This is a genomic window from Streptomyces axinellae (assembly GCF_039532135.1).
GTDB classification, from domain to species: domain Bacteria; phylum Actinomycetota; class Actinomycetes; order Streptomycetales; family Streptomycetaceae; genus Streptomyces; species Streptomyces axinellae.
This window is the reverse complement of the sequence record NZ_BAAARJ010000021.1, coordinates 121631-144100: the sequence shown is the minus strand read 5'-3', so window position 1 is coordinate 144100 and position 22470 is coordinate 121631. Positions and strand designations below refer to the sequence as shown.

The window sequence follows — 22470 nt, the reverse complement described above, 5'->3', positions numbered from 1 at the left end:
GAGATGACGGGGTTGATAGGCCGGATCTGGAAGCCCAGTAATGGGTGGAGGTGACCGGTACTAATAGGCCGAGGGCTTGTCCGTAGGTGCTCGCGTCCACTGTGTGGTTTCTGAGACAACAACCGCATTCAAATTGAAGAGTGTGCTTGTTCGCTAGAACTCTGGGGCCCGGATTTTATTGATCCGGTTGTCCCGAATAGAGTTTCGGTGGTCATAGCGTGAGGGAAACGCCCGGTCTCATTCCGAACCCGGAAGCTAAGCCTTTCAGCGCCGATGGTACTGCATGCGGGAGCGTGTGGGAGAGTAGGACACCGCCGAACAATTTTTAAGGCCCTTGGCCTTCAGCGTACATGCGCTGAAGGCCAAGGGCCTTTTTTATTCCCGAAGAGCGTTGATGGAGAGGTTGCGCGAGAATTGTTGTGCAGCCCCGCAGACAGGAGCCACGCTGATGTCCCCCAATTCGCCTGACGAGCGTCCCGAGCGTCGGCCACGCCAGTCCGGTCCGCGTAAGAGCGATGACCGTGCCCGTGGACCCAGGCGTGAGGACGCCGGCCGAGGTGGCCGACGTGATGAAGGGGGCGGCCGGGGCGGGCCTGGTGGATTCCGTCGTGATGACCGCGGGCGCGATGACCGTGGCCGTAATGACCGCGGTGAGGACCGGGGCGGTCGGGGCGGACGTTCGGGGGACGATCGGGGACGTGACGACCGGCGGCGTGATGACCGGGACCGGGGGCGCGCCGGCCAGGGCTTGAGGCGTGATGACCGGCCCCGTGATGACCGTCGGCGGGAGGACCGGTCCTATGGGGAGCGGCCCCGTGGTGAGCGTCCTCGGGATGATCGTCGGCGGGATGAGCGGTCGTATGGTGAACGCGGTCGTGAGGACCGGTCGTTCGGGGACCGTTCTCGGGGTGACCGGGGGCGGGAGCAGCGTCCGCGGGATGACCGTAGGAGCGACAGCAGGGACGGACGTGGCGGCGGTTATCGGGGCGATCGGGACCGGGCTCCATACCGACGCGACGAGCGGGATGAGCGCGGTGGCCGGGATGAGCGGGGTGGCCGGCGGCCGTATGGGCAGGGCAGTGGTAGCGGCGGGCGGGTGCGTGATGACCGGGGGCGTGATGGGCGCGGGCGTGATGACCGCCGGGGCGGAGGTTTTCGGCGGGACGACAGCAGGGGTGGCGGGTTCCGGCGTGGGGGCGATCGGGACCGGCCGGAGCGCGAGCCGCTGCGACGGCTGCCGATCGATGAGGAGGTCACCGGTGACGAGTTGGACAAGGAAGTCAAGCAGGAGCTGATGAGCCTGCCGAAGACGCTGGCAGGGGATGTCGCGAAGAACCTGGTGATGGTGGCGCGGCTGCTGGATGAGGAGCCTGAACAGGCGTACGGGTATGCGAAGGTGGCGCTGCGGCTCGCTTCTCGTGTGCCCTCCGTGCGGGAGGCTGCCGGATTCGCGGCGTATGGGGTCGGGAAGTACGCGGAGGCGCTCGCGGAGTTCCGGGCGGCGCGGCGGATGACGGGGCTTCAGCATTTGTGGCCCGTCATGGCCGACTGCGAGCGCGGTTTGGGGCGGCCGGAGAAGGCGCTGGCCATGGCAGGCGAGCCCGAGGTACAGCGGCTGGACAAGGCGGGGCAGGTCGAGATGCGGCTGGTCGCGGCGGGGGCCCGTCGCGACATGGGGCAGGCGGACGCGGCGGTGGTGACGCTGCAGAGTTCTGAACTGGCGTCCAACTCCGTGCAGCCGTGGACCGCGCGGCTGCGGTACGCGTATGCCGACGCGCTGTTGGAGGTCGGCCGTGAAGGCGAGGCGCGGGAGTGGTTCGCCAAGGCGCTGGAGGCCGATCAGAACGGGATGACCGACGCGTCCGACCGGCTCGCGGAGCTGGACGGGGTGGAGTTCATCGACGCGTTGGATGAGGAAGCGGAAGCCGAAGCGGAGGGGGAGGGCAAGCGGGAGGGCTGAGTTTTCCGGGGCGTGGCCCTGTTCTCGCAGAGCTGCGGCCAGGTGGCGTGCGGCTTGGTGAGACTCAGGGCTTCGCTCTGTTTCGGTCCGCTTCTTGGCGGTGAGGTGTTGACCTTGTCACCGGCGGCAGGGTTGGACGATCAGCGGCATGGACGTCACCGCAGCGCGGCAGAATCGTCGTCGCCACCGGAGCGGGCACCGGGATCGGCCGGGCAACCGCCCGCGCCTTTGCCGCCGAGGGGGCCCATGTGGTCGCGATCGGACGGCGAAGCGGACCGCTTGAGGAGGCCGCAGCCGGGCATGGCCGGATCACACCGCTGGCTGCCGACATCACTGCGGACGGTGAGCCCGAGCGGATCGTCCGGGCCGTACGGGAGACGCATGACCGGTTGGACGTGCTGGTCAGCAATGCCGCCATCGTGCGCGCCGGTGCCCTCGGGGATCTCACACAGGAGGCCGCCTCGGCGCAGCTCGCCACCAACCTTGTCGCCCCCCTTCTGCTGACGCAGGCGGCGCTGCCGCTGCTGGCGGCTTCGGGCGGAGTGATCGTCAACGTCAGCACCTCGGTGGGGCAGCGGGCCTGGCCCGGCAACTCGGTCTACGCGGCGACCAAGGCCGCGCTGGAATTGCTGACCCGCAGCTGGGCGGTCGAGCCGGCGCCCCGTGGGGTCCGGGTGGTCGCGGTCGCGCCCGGTGCGATCGACACCCCCATCGGTGAGCATCAGGGCCTGACGGCCGGAACGAAGTGCCGCCGTGCGGGAGTGGCAGCTGGCGGACACGCCGCTGGGGCGGATCGGCCGCCCGGAGGAGGTGGCCTGGGCGGTCGCCCAACTTGCCGCAGCTGCCGCGTCGTTCGTCACCGGGGCGGTGCTCCCGGTCGATGGGGGGAGCAGTCGTGGCGTTGATAGTAGTGGCCTGGGAGGTGGGCGGGTGCGGATCGGCGAGCTGGCCAGGGCGACGGGTACGACCGCTCGTGCGCTGCGGCACTACGAGCAGCCCGGGCTGATCGTCTCCGAACGGGCCCCCAACGGCTACCGCGTCTACGACCAGGGAGCTGAGGTGCGAGTCCGCAACATCCGCTGTCTGCCGGCCGTTGGCCTCACCCTGGATGACGTGCGCGTGTTCCTGCCCTGCCCGGACGGGGATGTCGCCGCCGTACAGCCATCGGAGCAGGGGCTGCGAGTCGTACTGGATCGTCTGGCGGTCCTCGATGAACGGATCGCGGCCCAGACCGAAGTCCGTGACCGGCTGGAGTCCGCGCTCCGGGAGAGGGTCGGGGACCGGGTTCGTCTCGCGGACCGGACAGGTGCCTCATCCCCGTGAAGCGGGGCGGGCCGCCCAGTGGACGGCGTACTGAGGTGCCGCGGCGCTGAGCCACAGGCGTTGCGCCGAGTACCGCCGCTGTCAGCAATGTTTCCGTGCTACTTGGTGGGCTCCATGAGGGGCGCCGGGGCTGGGCGGTCGCTCCGCGGCAAGGGGGGCGCCAGGTGGGGCAGGGCGTCCGCCGTCATGTCGTCCGCTGGGTGGAAGGTCCAGATCCGGTGGCTCTCGCTTCCCGGAAGTGCCAGGACGTGCTGGTCGGGTGCGAGTGGTCCGAGCCCCGGGTGCCGGAACAGCTTGTGGTCCATGGCTTTCTCGTAGAGGTGTGCTCGCCCCACGCGGCTTTGAAGACCTCGCTGGACGCGGTCAGTTCTTCCACCAGCCGCGTGAGGCGGGCCGATCCCGCCGACTCCGCTTCGGAGCCGGCCTGTGCGCGCAGGGCCGCGCCATGCAGCGGGCGAGTTGGGGCCACTCGGTGCAGAACGCCTGTGCCCCTGGGGCGGGGAAGACCAGGCGGGCGTAGTTGTCGCGGGGCTCCAGCCCTTCGTGGGGGCCGTCGCCGAGTGTGTTGCTGTCCACGATGTCGAGCCATCGGTTCACCAGCAGGGCGGGCACCGTCGTGGAGGCGAGCGGTTGGTGGGTGGCCGTCAGGCGGTCGGTGTCGAGGCGGCCAGTGTCCAGGTGGTCGGCTCCCCCTGCGGTGCCTTTCCGCCGGCAGCCTGGCCGGGCTGAAGAGCCCGGCCAGGCACACTGTGGCGGGCCCCTCGGGGGCCCGCCCTTTGGCGTGTGCGCCGTGGATCCGGGGCCGGTCCGTGGATCCAGGGGGCCGGTCCGGGGGCTACCGGTGTGCGGCCAGGGGGTTGTGGAGGGTGCCGGTCAGTTGCAGGGCGCCGGACGGGTCCTGGAGGTCCACCATCTGCTGGTTGTTGCGCAGTTGGAGGCGGTTGAGGCAGGAGAGGGCGAACTCCTCGGTGAACAGGTCGTAGCGGGCGAAGCGGTCCGCCAGGTGGGGGGCCGATTTCTGGTAGGCGGTGACGCAGTCGGCGACGGCGGCCCAGAAGTCCGCCTCCCGCAGGGTTCCCGCGGTGTCCAGGGTGGGGGCGAGGAAGCGGAAGAAGCAGTCGAAGACGTCGGTGAAGAGGGAGAGGATCTTGACGTCCTCGGGGACGTCCACGCGTATGCGTTCGACCTCCGGGGGGAGGTCGGCGTCGGCGCTCATCACCGCGATTTCCTCGGCCAGGTCCTTGAAGAGGGCGCGCTGTGGGATGCCGTTCTCGTCCAGGACGAGGATGACGTTCTCGCCGTGCGGCATGAACGCCAGGTCGTAGGCGTAGAAGCAGTGCAGCAGCGGGGTGAGGTAGGCGTCGAGGTAGCGGCGCAGCCAGGCGGTGGGGGTCAGCCCCGAGCGTTCGATGAGGGCCGCGGCGAAGGAGTTGCCGTCCCGGTCGGTGTGCAGCAGCGAGGCCATGGTGGCCGGCTTCTCGCCCTCGTTCAGGGAGGGTATCGGGCTCTCGCGCCACAGGGCGGCGAGCATCTTCAGGTACGGGGAGCCCTTGGGGGCCGCCACCTCGTAGGGGGCGGGGTGGTAGCCGACGGCGGCCCGTTCGCGCAGGACCTCCAGGCCGGTGGAGCGGAGCACCTCGTCGCGTGCCACCAGGTCGGCCAGCCAGTCGTTGATGGCGGGGGTCGCCTTCATGTACGAGGCGGACAGGCCGCGCAGGAAGCCCATGTTGAGGACGGAGAGCGCCGTTTTGACGTAGTGCTTCGTGGGGTGGGTGGTGTTGAAGAAGGTGCGGATCGACTGCTGGGCGAGGTGCTCGTCGTCGCCGTGGCCCAGGCAGACCAGGTGACGCTGGGCGACTTCGGCGGCGAAGGTCACCGAGAGCTTGTTCCACCACTGCCAGGGGTGGACGGGGATGAGGTAGTAGTCGTCCAGGTCCAGGCCCTGTTCGCTCATCGCCGCTGAGAAGCGGCGCAGGGTGGGGCCGGACAGTTCGCTCAGTATCAGCTTGTCGTAGCTGAGGTCGGCGCAGGCGGTGAAGGTCGCCCGGTCGCGGCGCGCTGCGACCCAGATGAGCCGTACCGGGGCGCCGGTCTCGGGCGCGTAGGCGCGGTACTCGGCGATGTCGAAGCCGAGGCGGCCGTTGTTGGCGATGAAGCAGGGGTGGCCCTCGGTCATGCCGGACTCGATGTCCTGGAAGCCGGAGCGGGCCAGCCGGGCGGCGCTCACGGGCGGGGCCGCCAGTTTGTAGGCGGTGCTGGCCAGGGTGCTGCTGATCTCCTCCAGATAGACGGGGAGGATGTCCTCGCCGAGGCCGAGGGAGGTGTGCAGCTCGGTGATGAACGCGAGGGCGTCGAGGGGGAGTTGGCCGCCGTTTCGGTGCCGGGTGACGCTGTCGGCCTCGACCTGCCAGTGGTCGAGGGCGAAGCGGCGTGCGGTGAAGCGGTATTCGGTGGATCCGTCGTCGGAGCGGATCGTGTAGCGGTTCTCGGCGCCTTCGAGCGGCTGCGGCGTCAGCAGGCGCTCGTGGGTGAATTCGGCGAGGGCTTTGCGGATCAGCAGGCGGGTCGCGGTCGCCCAGCGTTCGGGGGTGAGGTGGGCGACGGATTCGCGTGCGGTCAGCGGCCTGGAGGTCTGGGGGAGGGAGGTCTGCGGGAGGGTCATGCGGGGGTCTCTCCTGTGGCGGTCAGGAACTGCTCGCGGGTGCAGAAGCTGAGCAGGGCCTGCTTCTCCGGCTTGGTGAGGGTGGAATCGACGCGGAAGCCGACCGCCTTGTTGAGGGCGTGTACGGCGGTGTTGCGTACGTCGGGTTCGACGACGACGCGGTGGACCGCCGGGTCGGAGAAGAGCATCTCCATGACGGTGGTGATCACCGCGAGGGTGAAGCCGTGCACGGGGGTGTCCGTCGGGGCGCAGAGGAAGTGCATCCCGATGTCGCCGTCCTGGTGCGGGTAGCGCCCGGCCAGTTCCACATGGGCCGGGTCGTAGCGTTCCATGAGGAAGGCGGGCTCTCCCTCGTGGAGGCCGAGGAAGGCGTCGTGGTGGGGGGCGGCGGCGATGCTCATGAACTCGCGTTCGACGTCCTGGAGTGTGGCGTCCTGGAGGAGGTAGAACGCCGACTTGGGGTGGGTGACCCAGCCGTGCAGCAGTTCGGAGTCGGTGAGCGGGTCCACCGGGCGCAGTGCGAAGCTGCCGAGCGTGTCGTCGGTGCGGCGGAAGCAGGCCGCCTCGCCGCCGGTCACAGCACCGGCTCCGGACCGGCGGTCGCGTCCGGTCCGGCGGTCGTGGCCGGGCCGGTCGGGGCGGCGAAGTCCTGGAAGGCGATGGCCTTTTCCACGGCGTAGTGCTCGCGGCCGAGCAGTTCGCGGATGATGCAGGAGTTGCGGTAGGCGGCCATGCCCAGGTCGGGGGCGGCGAAGCCGTGGGTGTGCAGCTCGGCGTTCTGGACGAAGATCTCGCCGCCCGCGCTGTCGGTGCCACCGGTGCTGTCGGTGTTGTCGATGCGGTAGTCGCGGCGGACGGCGAAGCGGCCCTGGGCGTCCCACTCGATGCGGTCGGTGACCGGGTCGAGGAAGGCGGGGCGCTCGTAGCGGTAGCCGGTCGCCAGGATCAGGCCCTCGGTGGTGTGGCCGAAGTCGCGCTGCTGCTCTTCCTGGCGCAGGCCGAGGGTGTAGGTGCCGCTGGTTTCGTCGTAGGAAGCCCCGGTCAGCGAGGTGTTGGTCATCAGCCGGGTGGGGCAGGGGGAGACGCGGTTCTTTTTGTAGAGCAGGTCGAAGATGGCGTCGATCAGCTCGGAGTTGATGCCCTTGTAGAGGTTCTTCTGCGAGGCGACCAGCCGGTCGCGGGTGCCGGCGGGCAGGGAGTGGAAGTAGTCCACGTACTCCGGGGAGGTCATCTCCAGCGTGAGCTTGGTGTATTCGAGGGGGAAGAAGCGCGGGGAGCGGGTGACCCAGGTGAGGGAGTAGCCGTGCTTGTCGATGTCCTGGAGGAGGTCGTAGTAGATCTCCGCCGCGCTCTGGCCGCTGCCGACGAGCGTGATGCTCGACTTTTCCTGGAGGGCTTCCTTCGTCTCCAGGTAGCGCGAGTTGTGGATCAGGTCACCGCCGAGGTCCCGGCAGGCTTCGGGGAGGTAGGGCGGGGTGCCGGTGCCCAGGACGAGTTTCGGGGCGCGGAAGACGCGGCGTCCGCCGTCGGGCAGGTGCTCGGCGTGTGCGGTGTACAGGCCCTCGGCCTCGTCGTATTCGACGGAGGTGACGCGGTGGCCGAAGCGGACGGTGTCGCCGAGGCGGGCGGCGGCCCAGCGGCAGTAGTCGCTGAATTCGGCGCGGAGAGGATAGAAGCTCTCGCGGATGTAGAACGAGTAGAGCCTGCCGGATTCCTTCAGGTAGTTGAGGAAGGAGTACGGGGAGGTCGGGTCGGCGAGGGTGACCAGGTCCGACATGAACGGCGTCTGGAGGGTGCTGTCCTCCAGGAGCATGCCCGGGTGCCAGGTGAAGTCCGGCTTGTCGTCCAGGAAGACGCCGTTGAGGCCGGGTATCGGCTCGGTGAGGCAGGCGAGGCCCAGGTTGAAGGGGCCGAGGCCGATGGCGATGAAGTCGTGGACGGGCGTGGGGGCGGCGCCGTCGGTGGGGTGGGGAGCGTCAGTCACGTCGGGGCTCCGTGAGCTGTCGGTCAGCACGCCTGCGCGGTGCTGAGGGGGGAGTGGGCGGACAGGTGCTGCTCGGCGTGGCCGGCGATGAGTTCGAGGACGGCGGCGATGTCGTCCAGCGTGGTCTCGGGGTTGAGGAGGGTGAACTTCAGGTAGTGGCGGCCTTCGACGACCGTGCCGGCGACGATGGCGTCACCGGAGGCGAACAGCGCCTCGCGGGCGTGCAGGTTGGCCTGGTCGGTCAGGGCCGCGCCGGTCTCGTCGTCGGGGAGCGCGGGGAGGTAGCGGAAGACGAGGGTGGAGAGCTGAGGTTCGGTGACGACCTCGAAGCGCTCGTCCGCTTCCAGCAGTTTCCAGGCGTCGGCGGCGCGGTCGATGACCTCGTCGAACAGTTCACCGATGCCGTCGGCGCCCATCACCCGCAGGGTCATCCAGAGCTTGAGCGCGTCGAAGCGGCGCGTGGTCTGGATCGATTTGTCGACCTGGTTGGGGATCGCTCTCTCGGCCGCCCGGGCCGGGTTGAGGTAGTCCGCGTGGTAGGTGACGTGGCGCAGCGTGTCGCGGTCGCGTACGAGGACGGCGCTGGAGCTGACCGGCTGGAAGAAGGACTTGTGGTAATCGACCGTCACCGAGTCGGCGCGGTCGATGCCCTCCAGCAGGGAGCGGCGCCGGGAGACCAGCAGTCCGCAGCCATAGGCGGCGTCCACGTGCATCCACACCCCGGCCGCCTCGCACAGGCCGGCGATCTCGGGGAGCGGGTCGATGCTGCCGAAGTCGGTGGTGCCCGCCGTGGCGACGACGGCCATCACCACCTCGCCCTCGCGCTCGCAGCGCGCCAGCTGTTCGGCCAGCGCGGCCGGGCGCATACGGCGGTCCTCGCCGCAGGGCACCGGGAGCACGGCCTCGGCGCCCAGGCCCAGCAAGGTGGCGGCCTTCTCGATGCTGAAGTGGCTGCACTCGGAGGTGAGGATGCGCAGCTTCGGCAGGATCCGCGCGGTGCTCAGCTCGGCCTTGGCGTCCTCTGCGATCCCGGCGGCCCCTGTGACCCCTGCGGCCTCGCGGACCAGGCGGCAGGTCTCGTCCCGTGCCAGGAGGAGCGCCTGGAGGTTGGACTGGGTGCCGCCGCTGGTGAAGATGCCGTCCGCCGCCCGGCCGAAGCCGATGCGGTCGGCGGTCCACTGGATGAGGCGGCGCTCGATGAGGGTGGCGCCGGCGCTCTGGTCCCAGGTGTCCAGCGAGGAGTTGACGGCGCTGAGCACGGCCTCGCCGAGGACGGCGGGTATCACCACCGGGCAGTTGAGGTGGGCGAGGTAGCGCGGGTGGTGGAAGTAGACGGCGTCGCGCAGGTAGACGCTCTCCAGTTCGTCGAGGGCCGCCTGCGGGGTCTCCAGCGGCTGGTCGAGGTCGATGGCGGAGATGGACGGGGCCAGCTCGGCGGGGGTGATTCCGGTGAACGGCCGGTCCGTGGCCGCGATTTTCGCGGCCACGCGCTCCACCCCATGGGCGAGGGAGCGCCGGTAGTGCTCCGCTGTCCTGTCGTTGAGCAGGTTCGACCTGCTGCTCATGAACTCTCCTCCTGACACGGCGGGGCACCGCGCTGAACTGCGCGGTCAGGTAAGGCTAGCCTAACTAGGGCTGCCGGTCGTCGGGCAGGGGGCCTCCACCGGCCGGCGGGGCTTCTCCGGGGTCCGGATCAACGGGGTTGGCCGACCGCGATGCGTGGGCTGCCGTCGTACGCCGTGTCGGTGGGCGGCGGCCACTTCGTGAACGTCGCCTCCGTCGGCACGTACGAGGTCTCTCCCACCGCGGCCGTCTACTGCGCGACGAAGTTCGCCGTCCGCGCCCTCTCCGAAGGACTGCGCCAGGAGTCCACCGGGGACATCCGGGTCATCTCGTCTCCCCGGGGGCGACCGAGTCCGAACCGGCCGACGCCATCTCCGACCCCGCTGCCAGGGAGGCCATGAAGAGCTACCGCGCCGTTGCTCTGCCCGCCTCCGCCATAGCGGAGGCCATTGCCTACGCGATTTCCCAGCCTTCGCGGGTGGACGTCAACGAAAGCGTCGTCCGCCCCGCCGCGACCGCCCCATGACCGGCGGCAGCGCCACACATGTCGCACACGGCAGTGTCGATCACACCGGCGCCGAGCTGTCGGCCGGACTGTCGGACGGGCTCTCGATCGTGCGCAGCACGAGCCCCGTGGCCGGCTTCGGGCCGAACGACGTGGACTTACGGGGCATCGTGACCCCCTGCTCGGCCAGCGCGCGCACCGTCTCCTCGTGGACCGGCCGCATCAGGACGGCCGTACCGCCGTGCACCCGCGCCTGCTCGACCGCCGCCTCGCTGTGGTGGAGGTAGCTGATGTCCGTGGGACGGTCGGGGACATGGAGGACCCCGTCGAGCAGGGCGGAGTGCAGCACCGCCGCGTCCAGCCGCCGCCACGCCTCGGGCCTGGCGCCGTCCAGGGTGCGGGCCAGCAGCGCGGGGGAGGGGCGGTCCAGCAGCTGGAAGACGCCCTCGCCCTCGGTCAGCAAGAAGGCGTTGCCCGGGGTGTCCGCCAGCTCCTCCAGCGCCTCGTCCAAGGGCGCCTCCAGCGTGCGGACGCGGAACCCCCCGCCGGCGTGGTCGGCGCGGTCGAGCAGGTCGAGGGCCCGCTTGAGCGGCAGGCGGGGCAGTACGCGGTGGATGGCGCGCACTTGGAGCGGGTAGCGCGCCGTATCGACCAGCAGGACCAGGCCGTAGTTCCAGGGCGAGGAGCCGTGGCAGGCGCCGTTCGCGGGAGCGTTCGCGGCGCCGTCCGCGGGCCCGGCGGGCGGCGCGCTCGCGGACCGTCCGCCGGCCTGCGCGTGTTCGGCGCGCAGCCGCAGGTAGGTGGCCCAGCGGTGATGGCCGTCGGCGATCAGCGCGCGGTACCCGGACAGGTCAGCGCCGACCTCGGCGAGTTCGGTCGGGTCCGTGACCGCCCACAGCCGGTGTGCGAAGCCGTCCTCCGTCGTGGTGGCGACCAGCGGGGTGCGCCGGGTCGCGCGCTCGATGACGGCGGTCGTGCCGGTGCGGGTGCCGCCGCTGCGGTAGGAGAGCAGCAGCGGCTCCGGATTGGCGGCGGTCTCGCGCATCAGCGCCGCGCGGTCCTCGACGACCTCGGCTATCACCTCCTCGTGCGGGAGGACGATGCCCTCCTCGGGCGGGGACAGGCGCAGGGCGCCGATGATTCCGCGCTGGAGCAACTCGCCCTTGCGCTGCTCGTAGACGTACAGCGCCGGTTCCGGGTCGGTTGCCAGAATGCCGTCGGCACGCCAGCGGCGCAGCGTCTCGCCCGCCTGCCGGTGCCGGGTGACCGGGTCGTCCGCCTGCGGCAGGATCAGCCGGACGATGTTGTACGGATCTGCCGTCTCCAAGTGGCGCAGCCCGTCGGGCCGGACCACCACGTCGTACGGCGGGGAGGTCACGGCGGCGAGGCTGCTGATCCGCTCGGGCGCGTAGCGCAGCCCCCGGAACGGAGCGAGTCTCAGGCCCTCGGCGGTCATCCGTGCATGTTATGCCCGTATCGACCGCGCGTGGAGTGGGGGCACGGGGGGCGCAGGGAGTCGGGTGCCGGGTGGCGGCAGCGCTGTTTTGGCCGCGCTTTGGGGAGAGCTTGAACGCGGCTTGGCGCGTCGGCGTGGCGTGCCGGGTCCTGGCCCGACCTGGCGTGTGGGCGGCGGCGCTGCGGGACTGCGGAACTGCGGGATCATGTCCCGCGTCCCCGCGGGTCGGCTGTGCGCACCGGCTGCCCGGTGCGGGTCCCCTCCGGGTGTGCGAGAGGATCGGGGCGTCGCGGGGCGCCGGTTCCCGCGCGGAGCCCGTGACGCACCCGCGAGGAGCGAGACCATGCAGCACAACCCCCCGGAGGACGGCGGCGAGGACCGGGACGGCCAGGATGGCCCGGACGTCCGGGGCAGCTCGGAAACCGCCTCGACGCGGTACGCGCCACAGGCCGGTGAGCGCCCGCTGCACGCGGCGTACGACACGGCGCTGCTCGACCTGGACGGGGTGGTGTACGCCGGGGGAGAGGCGGTCGCGCACGCGGTGGACTCGCTGCGCACGGCGCGCGAGCGCGGGCTGCGGCTGGCGTATGTGACCAACAACGCGGCCCGCACCCCCGACACCGTCGCCGCGCACCTGACCGAACTCGGCGTCCCGGCGCGCGCGGACGAGGTGGTCACCTCGGCGCAGGCCGTCGCCCGGCTCATCGCCGAGCGGGTCCCCGAGGGCGCGCCCGTACTGGCCATCGGGGCAGAGGGGTTGACGGTCGCGCTGGAGGAGCGGGGGCTGCGGGTCATCGCCTCGGCCGAGGAGGAACCGGCCGCCGTGGTGCAGGGGTACGGGGGTCCCCTGCTGGCCTGGGAGCGGCTGGTGGAGGCGGCGCTCGCGGTGCAGCGCGGCGTGCCGTGGTTCGCCTCGAACACGGATCTGACCATTCCGGGCAGCCGTGGCATCGCGCCGGGCAACGGCGCCGCCGTCGAGGTCGTACGCATCGCCACGCGCTGGATGCGCAAGCCGCCCGAGCCGGTGGTGGCGGGCAAGCCGCTGCCGCCGATGCACCGGGAGTCCATCTTGCGGACGGGGGCGCGGCGGCCGTTGGTCGTCGGCGACCGGCTGGACACCGATATCGAAGGGGCGCACGCGGGGCGCGTGGATTCGCTGCTCGTGCTGACCGGAGTGACCGACGGCGCCCAACTGCTCGCGGCGCCGCCCGCGCACCGTCCCACCTATGTGGCGCGTGATCTGCGGGGGCTTCTTGAGGCGCACCCGGAGGTGACCGCAGACGCCTCGGACGGATTCCGCTGCGGCGGCTGGGCAGCCGTCGCCGGCCGGGACGCGCTCGAACTCGGCGGCGAGGGCGATCCGTTGGACGGCCTCCGGGCGCTGTGTGCCGCTGCCTGGACGGCGGGCGGCGAGGACGGCTGCGCGCTGGACACGGAGAAGGCGCTGGCGCGGCTGGACTGGTGAGCGCCGCGCCCATCCGCCCGCCCGCAGGTCCGGTCGGCCGGTGCGGACATGGTCACAGCGCGGCCCCGGCAGGGGGGCCGGCCATCCCCCCTGCCGGGGCCGCGCTCTCTCCGCTCTCTCCGATCCGACCGGCCCGCACCGGCCGGGGCTCAGCCCGTGGTGGCCAGTGCCTCCGCGAGGCGCTGCTCCTCGGAGGCGCCCAGCCGCCAGTAGCCGGTGAACTTGACGGCGCGGCGGTCGAAGTCGCGCTCCTTGACCAGGTGGCGGCGGAGCATCTTGACGGTGCCCGCCTCGCCCGCGATCCAGGCGTAGGGCGTGCCCTCGGGGAGGCCGGCCGCGCGCACCGCTTCCACCACCGCATCGACGCGCGACCCGGCGGCCTCGTCGCGGACCAGCCAGGTGATCCGGGCGTCGGCGACCGTCGGCAGGTCCTGGATGTCCTCGGCGTGCGGCACCTCGGCGAACACCCGGACGGGCATACCGGCGGGCAGCCATTCCAGGATGGCGCCGATGGCGGGCAGCGCGCTCTCGTCGCCGTGCAGCAGCACCCAGTCCGTGCCCTCCGGCGGCCGGAAATCGACCCCGCCGTTGTCCTCGACCACGGGGCCGAGCAGCGTGACCCGGTCCCCGGGCAGCGCGCTCAGTGCCCAGCGGGAGGCCGGGCCTATGTCGCCGTGGAGCGCGAAGTCGATGTCCAGTTCGTCCTGGCCGCCGTACTCGCTGCCCAGGCGCAGGGCGCGCACGGTGTACGTACGCATGATGGCCCGCACGCTCTCGTCCATGGCCCGCCACTCGGGGAACCAGTCGTTGCCCGCCGAGACGGGCACGATGGGCGCGTCCTGGCCGGGCTGGGGCAGGAACAGTTTGAAGCGCTGATCCCGCCCGCCGGAGGCGAAGGACCCCAGCCGTTCGCCGCCGAGGGTGATCCGCCGCATGGACGGGCCCAGGCGGCGGGTCCGCAGGACGCGCAGCTCGAAGAACTCGAAGGGGACGGCGGTCGGCGCCGGGGGCGCCTCGGAGACCGTGGTGCTCATGTCTGCTCCTCCCGGAGGCGTGTGCTCGGTAGGGGGCGTGGGACGAGGGGCGCGGGGCCGGGCCGGGGGTGTGCCGGGCGGGTGCCGGACGGTGCCCCGCGCCGCGCGCGGCGGTGGTGCGCCGCGCGCCGGGTGTCAGCGGACCTTCTTGGCCTTTTCGATCAGTTCGGCGAGGTCCTCGACCAGCGGTGCCGCACCCGCGTACGAGAAGCGCGGCTCGGCCATCCAGCCGCCCACCTGACCGGCCTTGACGGCGGGCAGCTCGCCCCAGGAGGGCTTCGACTTGAGGGCCGGAGGCTGGAGGGACTGGGTGCGGCTGTCGAGGATGATGACGTCCGCCTTGTACTTGTCGGCGTTCTCCCAGCTCAGCTCCTCGAAGAAGCCCTGCTTGCTGAGCTTCTCCGGGACGACGAAGTCCACGCCGAGGCTCTTGAAGTACTTCAGGTCGGCGTTGGCGTTGGGGTCGGAGACGTAGAACAGGTCGGGGGCGCCGGCCGCCGCCATCACGCGGATGCCGTTCTTGGCGGCCTTGCGCAGCCGCTCGGACGCCTTCTCGAAGCGGTCCTTGGCGTCGGTGACGGACTTGGCCTTCAGATCGGCGCCGAGGGATTCGGCGAGCTTCGCGAACTTCCGGATCGGCTCGATCATCGAGACCTGGGCGGTCGTGATGCCCAGCGCGGGGGCCAGTTTGAGGATCTTCTGCTTGCTCTCGTCCGGGACGTACCAGAGCGCGTCCTTGAGGTACATGTTGGTGACCAGCAGTTGGGGGCGCGTCTTGGCGTACTTCTCGATGTCGAACTCGCCGAAGGCGTTGCCGATGATCTCGACCTTGGAGATGTCCAGGTCGCCCGCGATCACATCGGGCTTGCCGTTCTTCTTCTTGGTCGGCCCGAAGACACCCACGATCTTGTCGCCCACCCCGTAGTCGTGCAGTGCGGCGGCGGTACCGGTGTAGGCGACGATGCGGTCGGGCACGGACTTGAGGCCGACCTTCTTCCGGCGGTCGTCGGTGAAGGACCAGCCGTCGCCCCCGGAGCCGCCCGAGCCGGACCCTGAGCCGTCGCTGCCGCAGGCGGCGAGCAGCGCGCCGAGTCCCGCGGCGCCGCCCGCGGCCAGCAGACCACGACGGGAAAGACGGGGCATAGAGGACGAGCTGGGCATGTGGTGGCCTTCTCTCAACGTACCGACGGGGCGACCATGGGGCCGAAGTTGTAGTTAGGCTAACCTAACCAAAGTCGTTGTTGTCCAGTGGCCGGGAGTCACCTCTCCCGGCTCCCGACCGGAGTCCGTACGTGACCCTCACCAAGTCCCCCCAGGCCCGCGGAGGTTCGGCGACCGGTCAGGAACAGCCCGCGCGCGCCCGGCCTCCCCTCGCGCGGGCCGCCGGTCTGGTCGCCGCCCTGCTCCTGCTGCTGCTCGTCGTCTTCCTCAGCCTCGCCGTCGGTGCCCGTCAGCTGACGCTCGGCGAAGCGTGGTCCGGACTGTTCGACAGCGGCTCGGCGGCCTACACCGTCGTCCACGAGATGCGCCTGCCCCGCACCTTCCTCGGCCTGCTCGCCGGGGTCGCCCTCGGTCTCGCGGGCGGGGTCATGCAGGCCCTCACCCGCAACCCGCTGGCCGACCCCGGGCTGCTCGGCATCAACGCGGGCGCGGCAGCCGCCGTCGTCACCGCGATCTCCTTCATGGGGATCAGCGGCTACAACGGGTACATCGCCTTCGCCTTCCTCGGCGCCGCCGCCGTCTCGGCCCTCGTCTACACGGTGGGCGGCGGACGCGGCGCCACCCCGGCCCGGCTCGCGCTCGCCGGAGCGGCGATCAACGCGGCGCTGGTCTCGTATGTGAGCGCCGTCCAACTGCTGGACACCGCCTCGCTGGACCGCATGCGCTTCTGGCTGGTCGGCTCCCTCGCCCGGGCCGAGAACTCCACGGTCCTCGGCGCGCTGCCCTTCATCGCCGCCGGCACGCTCGTGGCACTGGCGCTGGCCCGCCCGCTGAACGCGCTCGCACTCGGCGACGACGCAGCCCGCGCCCTCGGCTCCCGGCCCACCAGGACCCGGGCCGGGGCGATCGTCGCCGTCACCCTGCTGTGCGGCGCGGCCACGGCCGCCTGCGGGCCGGTCGTCTTCGTCGGGCTGATGGTGCCGCACATGGTGCGCGCGCTGACCGGGCCCGACCAGCGCTGGATGCTGCCCTACTGCGCCGTTTTGTCGCCCGCCCTGCTGCTGGGCGCCGATGTGCTCGGCCGGGTGCTCGGCCGGCCCGGCGAACTCCAGGTCGGCATCGTCACGGTGGTGCTGGGCGGGCCTTTCTTCCTCTACTTCGTACGCCGGCGGAGGGTGGCACACGCGTGAGCGTCATACGAACTGCCGGAGGTCTCTCCGTCACCTACCGCCCGCGCGCGGTGCTGGTGGGGGGCGCCTGTCTCCTGCTCGCGCTGGTCGCGGCGGTCTTCGCCATCGGCAGCGGCGAGTACCCCATGGCCCCCGGCGAGGTGATCCGCACGCTGATCGGCCAGGGCGACCCGGCCGACGCGTTCATCGTCAACGAACTGCGACTGCCCCGCACCGTCACCGCGCTCCTCGTCGGCGCGGCGCTCGGCCTGTGCGGCGCGGTCTTCCAGGCGGTCGTCCGCAACCCGCTCGGCAGTCCCGACATGCTCGGCTTCAGCAACGGCGCCGCCACCGGGGCCCTGGTCGCCATCGTCCTCGCGGGCGGCAGCAGCCTGCTCCTGGCGGGCGGCGCCGTCATCGGGGCCGTGGTCATCAGCGGACTGATCTACGCGCTCGCGTGGAAGCGCGGCATGCACGGCTACCGGCTGGTGCTGACCGGAGTCGGCGCGACCGCCATCTTGACCGGCATCAACAGCTATCTGATCACCCGCGCCCAGATCACCGAGGCGTCGCGGGCCGTGCTCTGGATGACCGGCAGCCTGGACGGCCGCGGCTGGGGCAACGTGCTGCCGCTGCTGTGCGGCATGGTCGTCCTCGTGCCGCTGGTGCTGTTCGGCTGCGCGCGGGCCCTGCGGATGATGGAGATGGGCGACGACGCGGCCTACGCGCTGGGCGTGCGCGTGGAGCGCACCCGGCTCGTGCTGCTGGCCGCCGGGGTGCTGCTGGTGGCCCTCTCGGCCGCCGCGGCGGGGCCGGTCGCCTTCGTGGCGCTGGCGGCGCCGCAACTGGCACGGCGGCTGACGAAGGCGCCGGGGCCCAATCTGCTGCCCTCCTTGTGCATGGGCGCCGCGCTGCTGGTGTGCGCCGACCTGGTCGCCCAACGGGCCTTCGGCGACCACCAGTTGCCCGTCGGCGTGATCACCGGTGTGGTGGGCGGCGGCTATCTGGTGTGGCTGCTGGCCACCGAGCGCAGGGCGGGACGGATATGAGCGGGACCGCGCGGCGACAGCGCACCGACGACGCCGTGGACGGACAGCACGGCCACACCGACAGGCACGACACGGAGGCGGAAGCGACGATGAGCAGCGCGACGAGCGCGGCGGACGCGACGGGCACCAATGGCGCGGGCGCCCCGGACGGTCAAGGCGGCGAGGTGTCGGCCGGCGCCGGGCGCCACATGTCCCCGGCGGACGCGGCCTCCGCGCGGCTGACCGGCCAGGGGCTCACCCTCGCCTACGACCAGCGCACCATCGCGCGTGACCTGGACGTCCGCGTGCCGGATCAGTCCTTCACCGTCGTGGTCGGCCCCAACGCCTGCGGCAAGTCCACCATGCTGCGCGCGCTCTCCCGGATGCTCAAGCCCGCCCGGGGCCAGGTGCTGCTGGACGGCGCGGACATCGCCGGCATGCAGGCCAAGGCGCTCGCCCGCACGCTCGGTCTGCTGCCCCAGACCTCCATCGCTCCTGACGGCATCACCGTCTCCGACCTGGTGGCCCGGGGCCGGTACCCGCACCAGGGCCTGCTGCGCCAGTGGTCGCGCGACGACGAGCGGGTGGTCAACGAGTCCATGGCGGCAACCGGCGTCGAGGGCCTGGGCGACCGCTTCGTGGACGAGCTGTCCGGCGGCCAGCGGCAGCGCGTGTGGATCGCCATGGCCCTCGCCCAGGAAACCCCGTTGCTGCTGTTGGACGAGCCCACCACCTACCTCGACATCGCCCACCAGATCGAGGTCCTCGACCTGTGTGCCCGGCTGCACGAGGAGGAGGGCCGCACCCTGGTCGCCGTACTCCACGACCTCAACCACGCGGCGCGCTACGCCACCCATCTGATCGCCATGCGCGACGGGAAGATCGTCGCCGAGGGCGCACCGGCCGAGGTGGTGACGGCCGAACTGGTCGAAAGCGTCTTCGGGATGCCGTGCCGCGTCATCGACGATCCGGAGACCGGTACTCCGCTGGTCGTGCCCGCCGCGAGGCGCTGACGCAGGCGCCGCGATCTGTCACACCGTCGCGGTAGCGTCGGGGCATGAGCGAGTTCGCGCAGGGGACCGGGCCCGGACAAGGCGCCGGGCAGCACGTCAGACCGCATGCCGTGGAGCAGCAGTACGAGCACCCGGCAGGCCCGGACGGGGCGGCCGTGGCTGATGCTGCGGATGCGGCGGACATGTCGGATGTGTCGGACGGGGCGGAGGCGCCGCCGGAGGGCGGTGAGGCCGCCGGGGAGGACGCCGGTCCCCGCCCCCTGGGAGTCGCCGTGCGCCCGACCGGCCACGCGCCGGTCGATGCGCAGCTGAGGCGGCTGGAGGACGCCGACCACCTCGCCGTATCCGGCCACCTGGAGGTGTACGAAGATGTCCACCGCGGCCTGCGCGAGACGCTCGCCGCGCTGGATCGCCCCCACACCCCCCGGAGCTGAGACGTGGCACGACGCCGACTCGACGCGGAACTGGTCCGCCGTAATCTCGCGCGCTCGCGCGAGCACGCCGGTCAGCTGATCGCCGCCGGCCGGGTCACGGTCGGCGGCGCCACGGCGTCCAAGTCCGCCACCCAGGTCGAGACCAGCGCGGCTGTCGTCGTCAAGGACGACGACAGCGACCCGGACTACGTCTCGCGCGGTGGCCACAAGCTCGCCGGAGCGCTCGCGGTCTTCGGCCCGGGAGGGCTGGCGGTCACGGGCCGGCGGGCGCTGGATGCCGGGGCCTCCACCGGCGGCTTCACCGACGTCCTGCTGCGCGCGGGAGCCGGACAGGTGGTGGCGGTGGACGTCGGCTACGGCCAGCTGGCCTGGTCCCTCCGAAGCGATCCCCGTGTCATGGTCAAGGACCGCACCAATGTGCGGGAGCTGACGCTGGAGTCCATCGGGGGCGAGCCCGTCGATCTCGTGGTGGGCGATCTGTCCTTCATCCCCCTCGGCCTCGTGCTGCCCGCGCTGCTGCGCTGCGCGGCACCGGATGCCGATTTCGTACTGATGGTGAAACCTCAGTTCGAGGTGGGCAGGGAACGGCTGGGCAGCGGCGGAGTCGTCCGCAGTCCGCAACTGCGTGCCGAGGCCGTGCGTACGGTCGCGGGCCACGCGGCCTCGCTGGGCCTGGGCGCGCTGGGTGTCACCGCGAGCCCGCTCCCGGGCCCCTCGGGAAACGTCGAATACTTTCTGTGGCTGCGCGCCGGGGCACCCGACCTCGACCCGGCCGAAGTCGAGCGAGCGGTGGCGGAGGGGCCCAAGTGACCCAGGAGAGCCGGATGACAGCGCCCGTGTCGGACAGCGAGGGGGAGGCGCCCGCGGGCGGGCGGCGCACCGTCTTCCTCCTCGCGCACACCGGAAGACCGGCCGCCGTACGCAGCGCCGAACTGGTCGTGCAGGGCCTGCTGCGCTGCGGGATCGGCGTCCGCGTCCTCGACGAGGAGGCGGTGGACCTGCCGCTGCCCGACTCCGTGGAGATCGTCCCGGCCACCGTGGCGGCGGCCGAGGGCTGCGAACTGCTGGTCGTGCTCGGCGGCGACGGGACGCTGCTGCGCGGCGCGGAGTTCGCGCGGGCCTCCGGGGTGCCGATGCTCGGGGTCAACCTCGGCCGGGTCGGCTTCCTCGCCGAGGCCGAGCGCGACGACCTCGACAAGGTGGTGGACCGCGTCGTCTCGCGCTCGTACGAGGTCGAGGAGCGGATGACCCTCGATGTGCTCGTACGCAGCGGAGGGAACGGCGGCACCGGCGGCCATATCGTGCACACCGACTGGGCGTTGAACGAGGCATCCGTCGAGAAGGCGGCCCGCGAGCGGATGCTGGAGGTCGTCATCGAGGTCGATGGCCGTCCCGTCTCCAGCTTCGGCGGCGACGGGGTGGTCTGCGCGAGCCCCACCGGCTCCACCGCCTACGCCTTCTCCGCCGGGGGGCCCGTGGTGTGGCCGGAGGTGGAGGCCCTGTTGATGGTGCCGATCAGCGCCCACGCGCTGTTCGCCAAACCCCTGGTCACCGCGCCGGATTCGGTGCTGGCCGTCGAGGTGCAGCCGCAGACCCCGCACGGAGTGCTGTGGGCCGACGGGCGGCGCAGCGTCGAACTGCCCCCCGGGGCCCGGGTGGAGGTGCGGCGCGGCGCCGTGCCGGTGCGGCTGGCCCGGCTCCACCACGCTTCGTTCACCGACCGGCTGGTCGCGAAGTTCGCCCTGCCGGTCTCCGGCTGGCGCGGCGCACCGATGTAGCGGCGCACAGGTCCAGGAGCACTCCCGGGGCCGGGGCCGACCCGCGCACGCGGGACCCCGGAGGGTGACGAAGGGGGTGGTCGGTTTACCGCGTGCTGGGGCTGTATGTCCGCCTGGTCCGGCTACCACCCGGACCAGGGGTGTGGGGAGCACGGAGGAACCTCGTATGGTCGTATCCGTGTTGGAGGAGATGCGGATCAGAGCCCTGGGCGTGATCGACGACGCCGTCGTCGAGCTGGCCCCCGGCTTCACCGCGGTGACCGGCGAGACCGGTGCGGGCAAGACCATGGTCGTCACGAGCCTCGGGCTGCTGCTCGGCGGAAGGGCGGACGCGGCACTCGTGCGGGTCGGGGCGAAATCGGCCGTGGTGGAGGGCAGGATCGCCGTCACCCCGGGCGCCCCGGCCGCGCGCCGCGCCGAGGACGCGGGGGCCGAGCTGGACGAGGGCGCGCTGCTGATCAGCCGCACCATCTCGGCCGAGGGTCGCTCGCGCGCCCACGTCGGCGGGCGCTCCGTGCCGGTGGGTCTGCTCGCAGAGCTGAGCGACGACCTGGTGGCCGTGCACGGCCAGACCGACCAGCAGGGCCTGCTGCGGGCCGCACGTCAGCGCGAGGCCCTGGACCGCTACGCGGGCGAGGCCGTCGCCGCCCCACTGGCCGCCTACAGCGAGGCGTACCGGCGGCTGCGCACCGTGGCCGCCGAGCTGACCGAGCTGACCACCCGCGCCCGCGAGCGTGCGCAGGAGGCCGACCTGCTGCGCTTCGGCATCCAGGAGGTCGAGGCCGCCGAGCCCCAGCCGGGTGAGGACGCCGAACTGGCGGCTGAGGCCGAACGGCTCCGGCACGCCGAGGCGCTGGCCTCGGCCGCCACCGCCGCGCACGGCGCGCTGGCCGGCGACCCGGCAGACCCCGAGGGCGTGGACGCCGGCACCCTGGTGGCCGGGGCACACCGGGCGCTGGAGGGCGTCCGCTCCCACGACCCGGCCCTCGCCGCCCTCGCCGAACGCCTCGGCGAAGTGCACATCCTGCTGTCCGACGTGGCGGGCGAGCTGGCCGGATACGCCGACAACCTGGACGCCGACCCGCTGCGCCTGGCCGCCGTCGAGGAGCGCCGCGCCGCGCTCGGCCAGCTCACCCGCAAATACGGCGAGGACATCACCGCCGTACTGGAATGGGCCGAACACAGCGGGCAGCGGCTGGCCGAACTGGAGGGTGACGACGAGCGGATCGGCGAGCTGGAGGCGGAACGCGCCACGCTGCGCGGCGAACTCGCCACACTGGCCCGTACGCTCACCGAGGCGCGCGCCGACGCGGCGAAGAGGTTCGCCGACGCCGTCACCGGGGAACTGTCCGAGCTGGCCATGCCCCACGCCCGGGTCTCCTTCGAGCTGAAGCACACCGAGGACCCCGACGGGCTGGAGAGCGACGGCCGCACCCTCGCCTTCGGCCCGCACGGCACCGACGAGGTCGAACTGCTGCTGACCCCGCACCCCGGCGCGCAGCCCCGCCCCATCGCCAAGGGCGCCTCCGGCGGCGAGCTTTCCCGGGTGATGCTGGCGGTGGAGGTCGTCTTCGCCGGCTCCGACCCGGTGCCGACCTACCTCTTCGACGAGGTGGACGCGGGCGTCGGCGGCAAGGCGGCCGTCGAGGTGGGCCGCAGGCTGGCACGGCTGGCCAGGTCGGCACAGGTCGTGGTCGTCACCCACCTCCCGCAGGTGGCCGCGTTCGCCGACCGCCACCTCGTCGTGGAGAAGACCGACGACGGCTCGGTCACCCGCAGCGGAGTGCAGGCCATGGAGGGCGAGGACCGCGTGCGCGAACTGTCCCGGATGCTCGCCGGGCAGGAGGACTCTCAACTGGCCAGAGCGCACGCCGAGGAACTGCTGGAGGCCGCCCGCGCCTCGACCTGACCCGGGCCCGCGAGCCTGGCCACGGC

Annotated in this window: 21 protein-coding genes, 2 rRNA genes and 2 pseudogenes; 16 read left to right on the top strand and 9 right to left on the bottom strand. The window is 71.9% G+C overall.

The features are described 5' to 3' along the window. The 7 genes and pseudogenes from ABD339_RS27740 to ABD339_RS27710 form a co-directional block, all read left to right on the top strand. Window positions 1-84 (top strand): 23S ribosomal RNA (locus ABD339_RS27740); the annotation flags it as partial. 119 nt (window positions 85-203) lie between these two features. Next, window positions 204-320, top strand: a 5S ribosomal RNA gene (rrf, locus tag ABD339_RS27735). A gap of 195 nt (window positions 321-515) precedes the next feature. Further along, the gene (locus ABD339_RS27730) at window positions 516-752 is read left to right on the top strand and encodes a hypothetical protein (protein ID WP_344569785.1); all 237 of its coding nucleotides are present in this window, start codon (window positions 516-518) and stop codon (window positions 750-752) included. Window positions 753-815: 63 nt separating this feature from the next. Continuing rightward, complete coding sequence (locus ABD339_RS27725; protein WP_344569814.1) at window positions 816-1295, top strand: hypothetical protein; 480 nt, start codon at window positions 816-818, stop codon at window positions 1293-1295. Further along, on the top strand, window positions 1235-1960 hold the full coding sequence (locus ABD339_RS27720; RefSeq protein ID WP_344569812.1) for a hypothetical protein: 726 nt from the start codon (window positions 1235-1237) through the stop codon (window positions 1958-1960). The genes ABD339_RS27725 and ABD339_RS27720 overlap by 61 nt, the downstream gene beginning before the upstream one ends. Window positions 1961-2133: 173 nt before the next feature. Continuing rightward, window positions 2134-2851 (top strand): annotated as a pseudogene (locus ABD339_RS27715) (SDR family NAD(P)-dependent oxidoreductase); the annotation flags it as partial. Between the two features lie 39 nt (window positions 2852-2890). Next, window positions 2891-3283: a MerR family transcriptional regulator gene (locus tag ABD339_RS27710; protein WP_344569810.1), complete on the top strand. Its 393-nt coding sequence runs from the start codon at window positions 2891-2893 to the stop codon at window positions 3281-3283. Window positions 3284-3381: 98 nt separating this feature from the next. Here the strand turns inward: ABD339_RS27710 and ABD339_RS27705 are convergent, their stop codons facing one another. The 6 genes from ABD339_RS27705 to ABD339_RS27680 form a co-directional block, all read right to left on the bottom strand. After that, window positions 3382-3618 (bottom strand): MmyB family transcriptional regulator, encoded by a 237-nt coding sequence (locus tag ABD339_RS27705; protein WP_344569783.1) that lies wholly within the window; start codon window positions 3616-3618, stop codon window positions 3382-3384. A gap of 28 nt (window positions 3619-3646) precedes the next feature. Next, on the bottom strand, window positions 3647-3895 hold the full coding sequence (locus ABD339_RS27700) for an MmyB family transcriptional regulator (RefSeq protein WP_344569782.1): 249 nt from the start codon (window positions 3893-3895) through the stop codon (window positions 3647-3649). Window positions 3896-4118: 223 nt separating this feature from the next. Continuing rightward, window positions 4119-5945: an IucA/IucC family protein gene (locus ABD339_RS27695; RefSeq protein WP_344569781.1), complete on the bottom strand. Its 1827-nt coding sequence runs from the start codon at window positions 5943-5945 to the stop codon at window positions 4119-4121. Then, window positions 5942-6523 carry a GNAT family N-acetyltransferase gene (locus ABD339_RS27690; RefSeq protein WP_344569779.1) on the bottom strand — a complete coding sequence of 194 codons (582 nt, stop codon included), beginning with the start codon at window positions 6521-6523 and terminating at the stop codon, window positions 5942-5944. Before ABD339_RS27690 ends, ABD339_RS27695 begins: the two co-directional genes overlap by 4 nt. Beyond that, window positions 6520-7929 carry a lysine N(6)-hydroxylase/L-ornithine N(5)-oxygenase family protein gene (locus tag ABD339_RS27685; protein WP_344569778.1) on the bottom strand — a complete coding sequence of 470 codons (1410 nt, stop codon included), beginning with the start codon at window positions 7927-7929 and terminating at the stop codon, window positions 6520-6522. The genes ABD339_RS27690 and ABD339_RS27685 overlap by 4 nt, the downstream gene beginning before the upstream one ends. A gap of 23 nt (window positions 7930-7952) precedes the next feature. Continuing rightward, the gene (locus ABD339_RS27680; RefSeq protein ID WP_344569777.1) at window positions 7953-9494 is read right to left on the bottom strand and encodes a pyridoxal phosphate-dependent decarboxylase family protein; all 1542 of its coding nucleotides are present in this window, start codon (window positions 9492-9494) and stop codon (window positions 7953-7955) included. 183 nt (window positions 9495-9677) lie between these two features. On the opposite strand from ABD339_RS27680, the pseudogene ABD339_RS27675 reads away from it, so the two are divergent. Further along, window positions 9678-10018: pseudogene (locus ABD339_RS27675) on the top strand (SDR family oxidoreductase); the annotation flags it as partial. A 40-nt stretch (window positions 10019-10058) separates the two neighbouring features. Here ABD339_RS27675 and ABD339_RS27670 read toward each other — a convergent pair. After that, window positions 10059-11453 (bottom strand): DUF1015 family protein, encoded by a 1395-nt coding sequence (locus tag ABD339_RS27670; protein ID WP_344569775.1) that lies wholly within the window; start codon window positions 11451-11453, stop codon window positions 10059-10061. Window positions 11454-11796: 343 nt separating this feature from the next. On the opposite strand from ABD339_RS27670, the gene ABD339_RS27665 reads away from it, so the two are divergent. Further along, window positions 11797-12918 (top strand): HAD hydrolase-like protein, encoded by a 1122-nt coding sequence (locus ABD339_RS27665; protein ID WP_344569773.1) that lies wholly within the window; start codon window positions 11797-11799, stop codon window positions 12916-12918. Window positions 12919-13067: 149 nt separating this feature from the next. Here the strand turns inward: ABD339_RS27665 and ABD339_RS27660 are convergent, their stop codons facing one another. Together ABD339_RS27660 and ABD339_RS27655 are read right to left on the bottom strand one after the other, a co-directional pair. After that, a complete protein-coding gene (locus ABD339_RS27660) occupies window positions 13068-13952 on the bottom strand; it encodes a siderophore-interacting protein (protein WP_344569771.1) in 885 nt (294 codons plus the stop codon). Window positions 13953-14087: 135 nt separating this feature from the next. Beyond that, the gene (locus ABD339_RS27655) at window positions 14088-15113 is read right to left on the bottom strand and encodes an ABC transporter substrate-binding protein (protein WP_344569769.1); all 1026 of its coding nucleotides are present in this window, start codon (window positions 15111-15113) and stop codon (window positions 14088-14090) included. A gap of 131 nt (window positions 15114-15244) precedes the next feature. On the opposite strand from ABD339_RS27655, the gene ABD339_RS27650 reads away from it, so the two are divergent. From ABD339_RS27650 to recN, 7 genes are all read left to right on the top strand, one after another. After that, a complete protein-coding gene (locus ABD339_RS27650) occupies window positions 15245-16303 on the top strand; it encodes a FecCD family ABC transporter permease (protein ID WP_425576116.1) in 1059 nt (352 codons plus the stop codon). Beyond that, window positions 16300-17331: a FecCD family ABC transporter permease gene (locus ABD339_RS27645; protein WP_344569767.1), complete on the top strand. Its 1032-nt coding sequence runs from the start codon at window positions 16300-16302 to the stop codon at window positions 17329-17331. Before ABD339_RS27650 ends, ABD339_RS27645 begins: the two co-directional genes overlap by 4 nt. A gap of 188 nt (window positions 17332-17519) precedes the next feature. Further along, a complete protein-coding gene (locus ABD339_RS27640; protein WP_344569803.1) occupies window positions 17520-18323 on the top strand; it encodes an ABC transporter ATP-binding protein in 804 nt (267 codons plus the stop codon). A 44-nt stretch (window positions 18324-18367) separates the two neighbouring features. Next, window positions 18368-18757, top strand: coding sequence for a hypothetical protein (locus tag ABD339_RS27635; protein ID WP_344569765.1), 390 nt, complete (start codon window positions 18368-18370; stop codon window positions 18755-18757). Window positions 18758-18760: 3 nt separating this feature from the next. Beyond that, complete coding sequence (locus ABD339_RS27630; protein WP_344569763.1) at window positions 18761-19567, top strand: TlyA family RNA methyltransferase; 807 nt, start codon at window positions 18761-18763, stop codon at window positions 19565-19567. Between the two features lie 14 nt (window positions 19568-19581). After that, window positions 19582-20535: an NAD kinase gene (locus tag ABD339_RS27625; protein ID WP_344569761.1), complete on the top strand. Its 954-nt coding sequence runs from the start codon at window positions 19582-19584 to the stop codon at window positions 20533-20535. Between the two features lie 166 nt (window positions 20536-20701). Beyond that, window positions 20702-22444 carry a DNA repair protein RecN gene (gene recN / locus ABD339_RS27620; protein ID WP_344569759.1) on the top strand — a complete coding sequence of 581 codons (1743 nt, stop codon included), beginning with the start codon at window positions 20702-20704 and terminating at the stop codon, window positions 22442-22444. Window positions 22445-22470 lie beyond the last annotated feature (26 nt).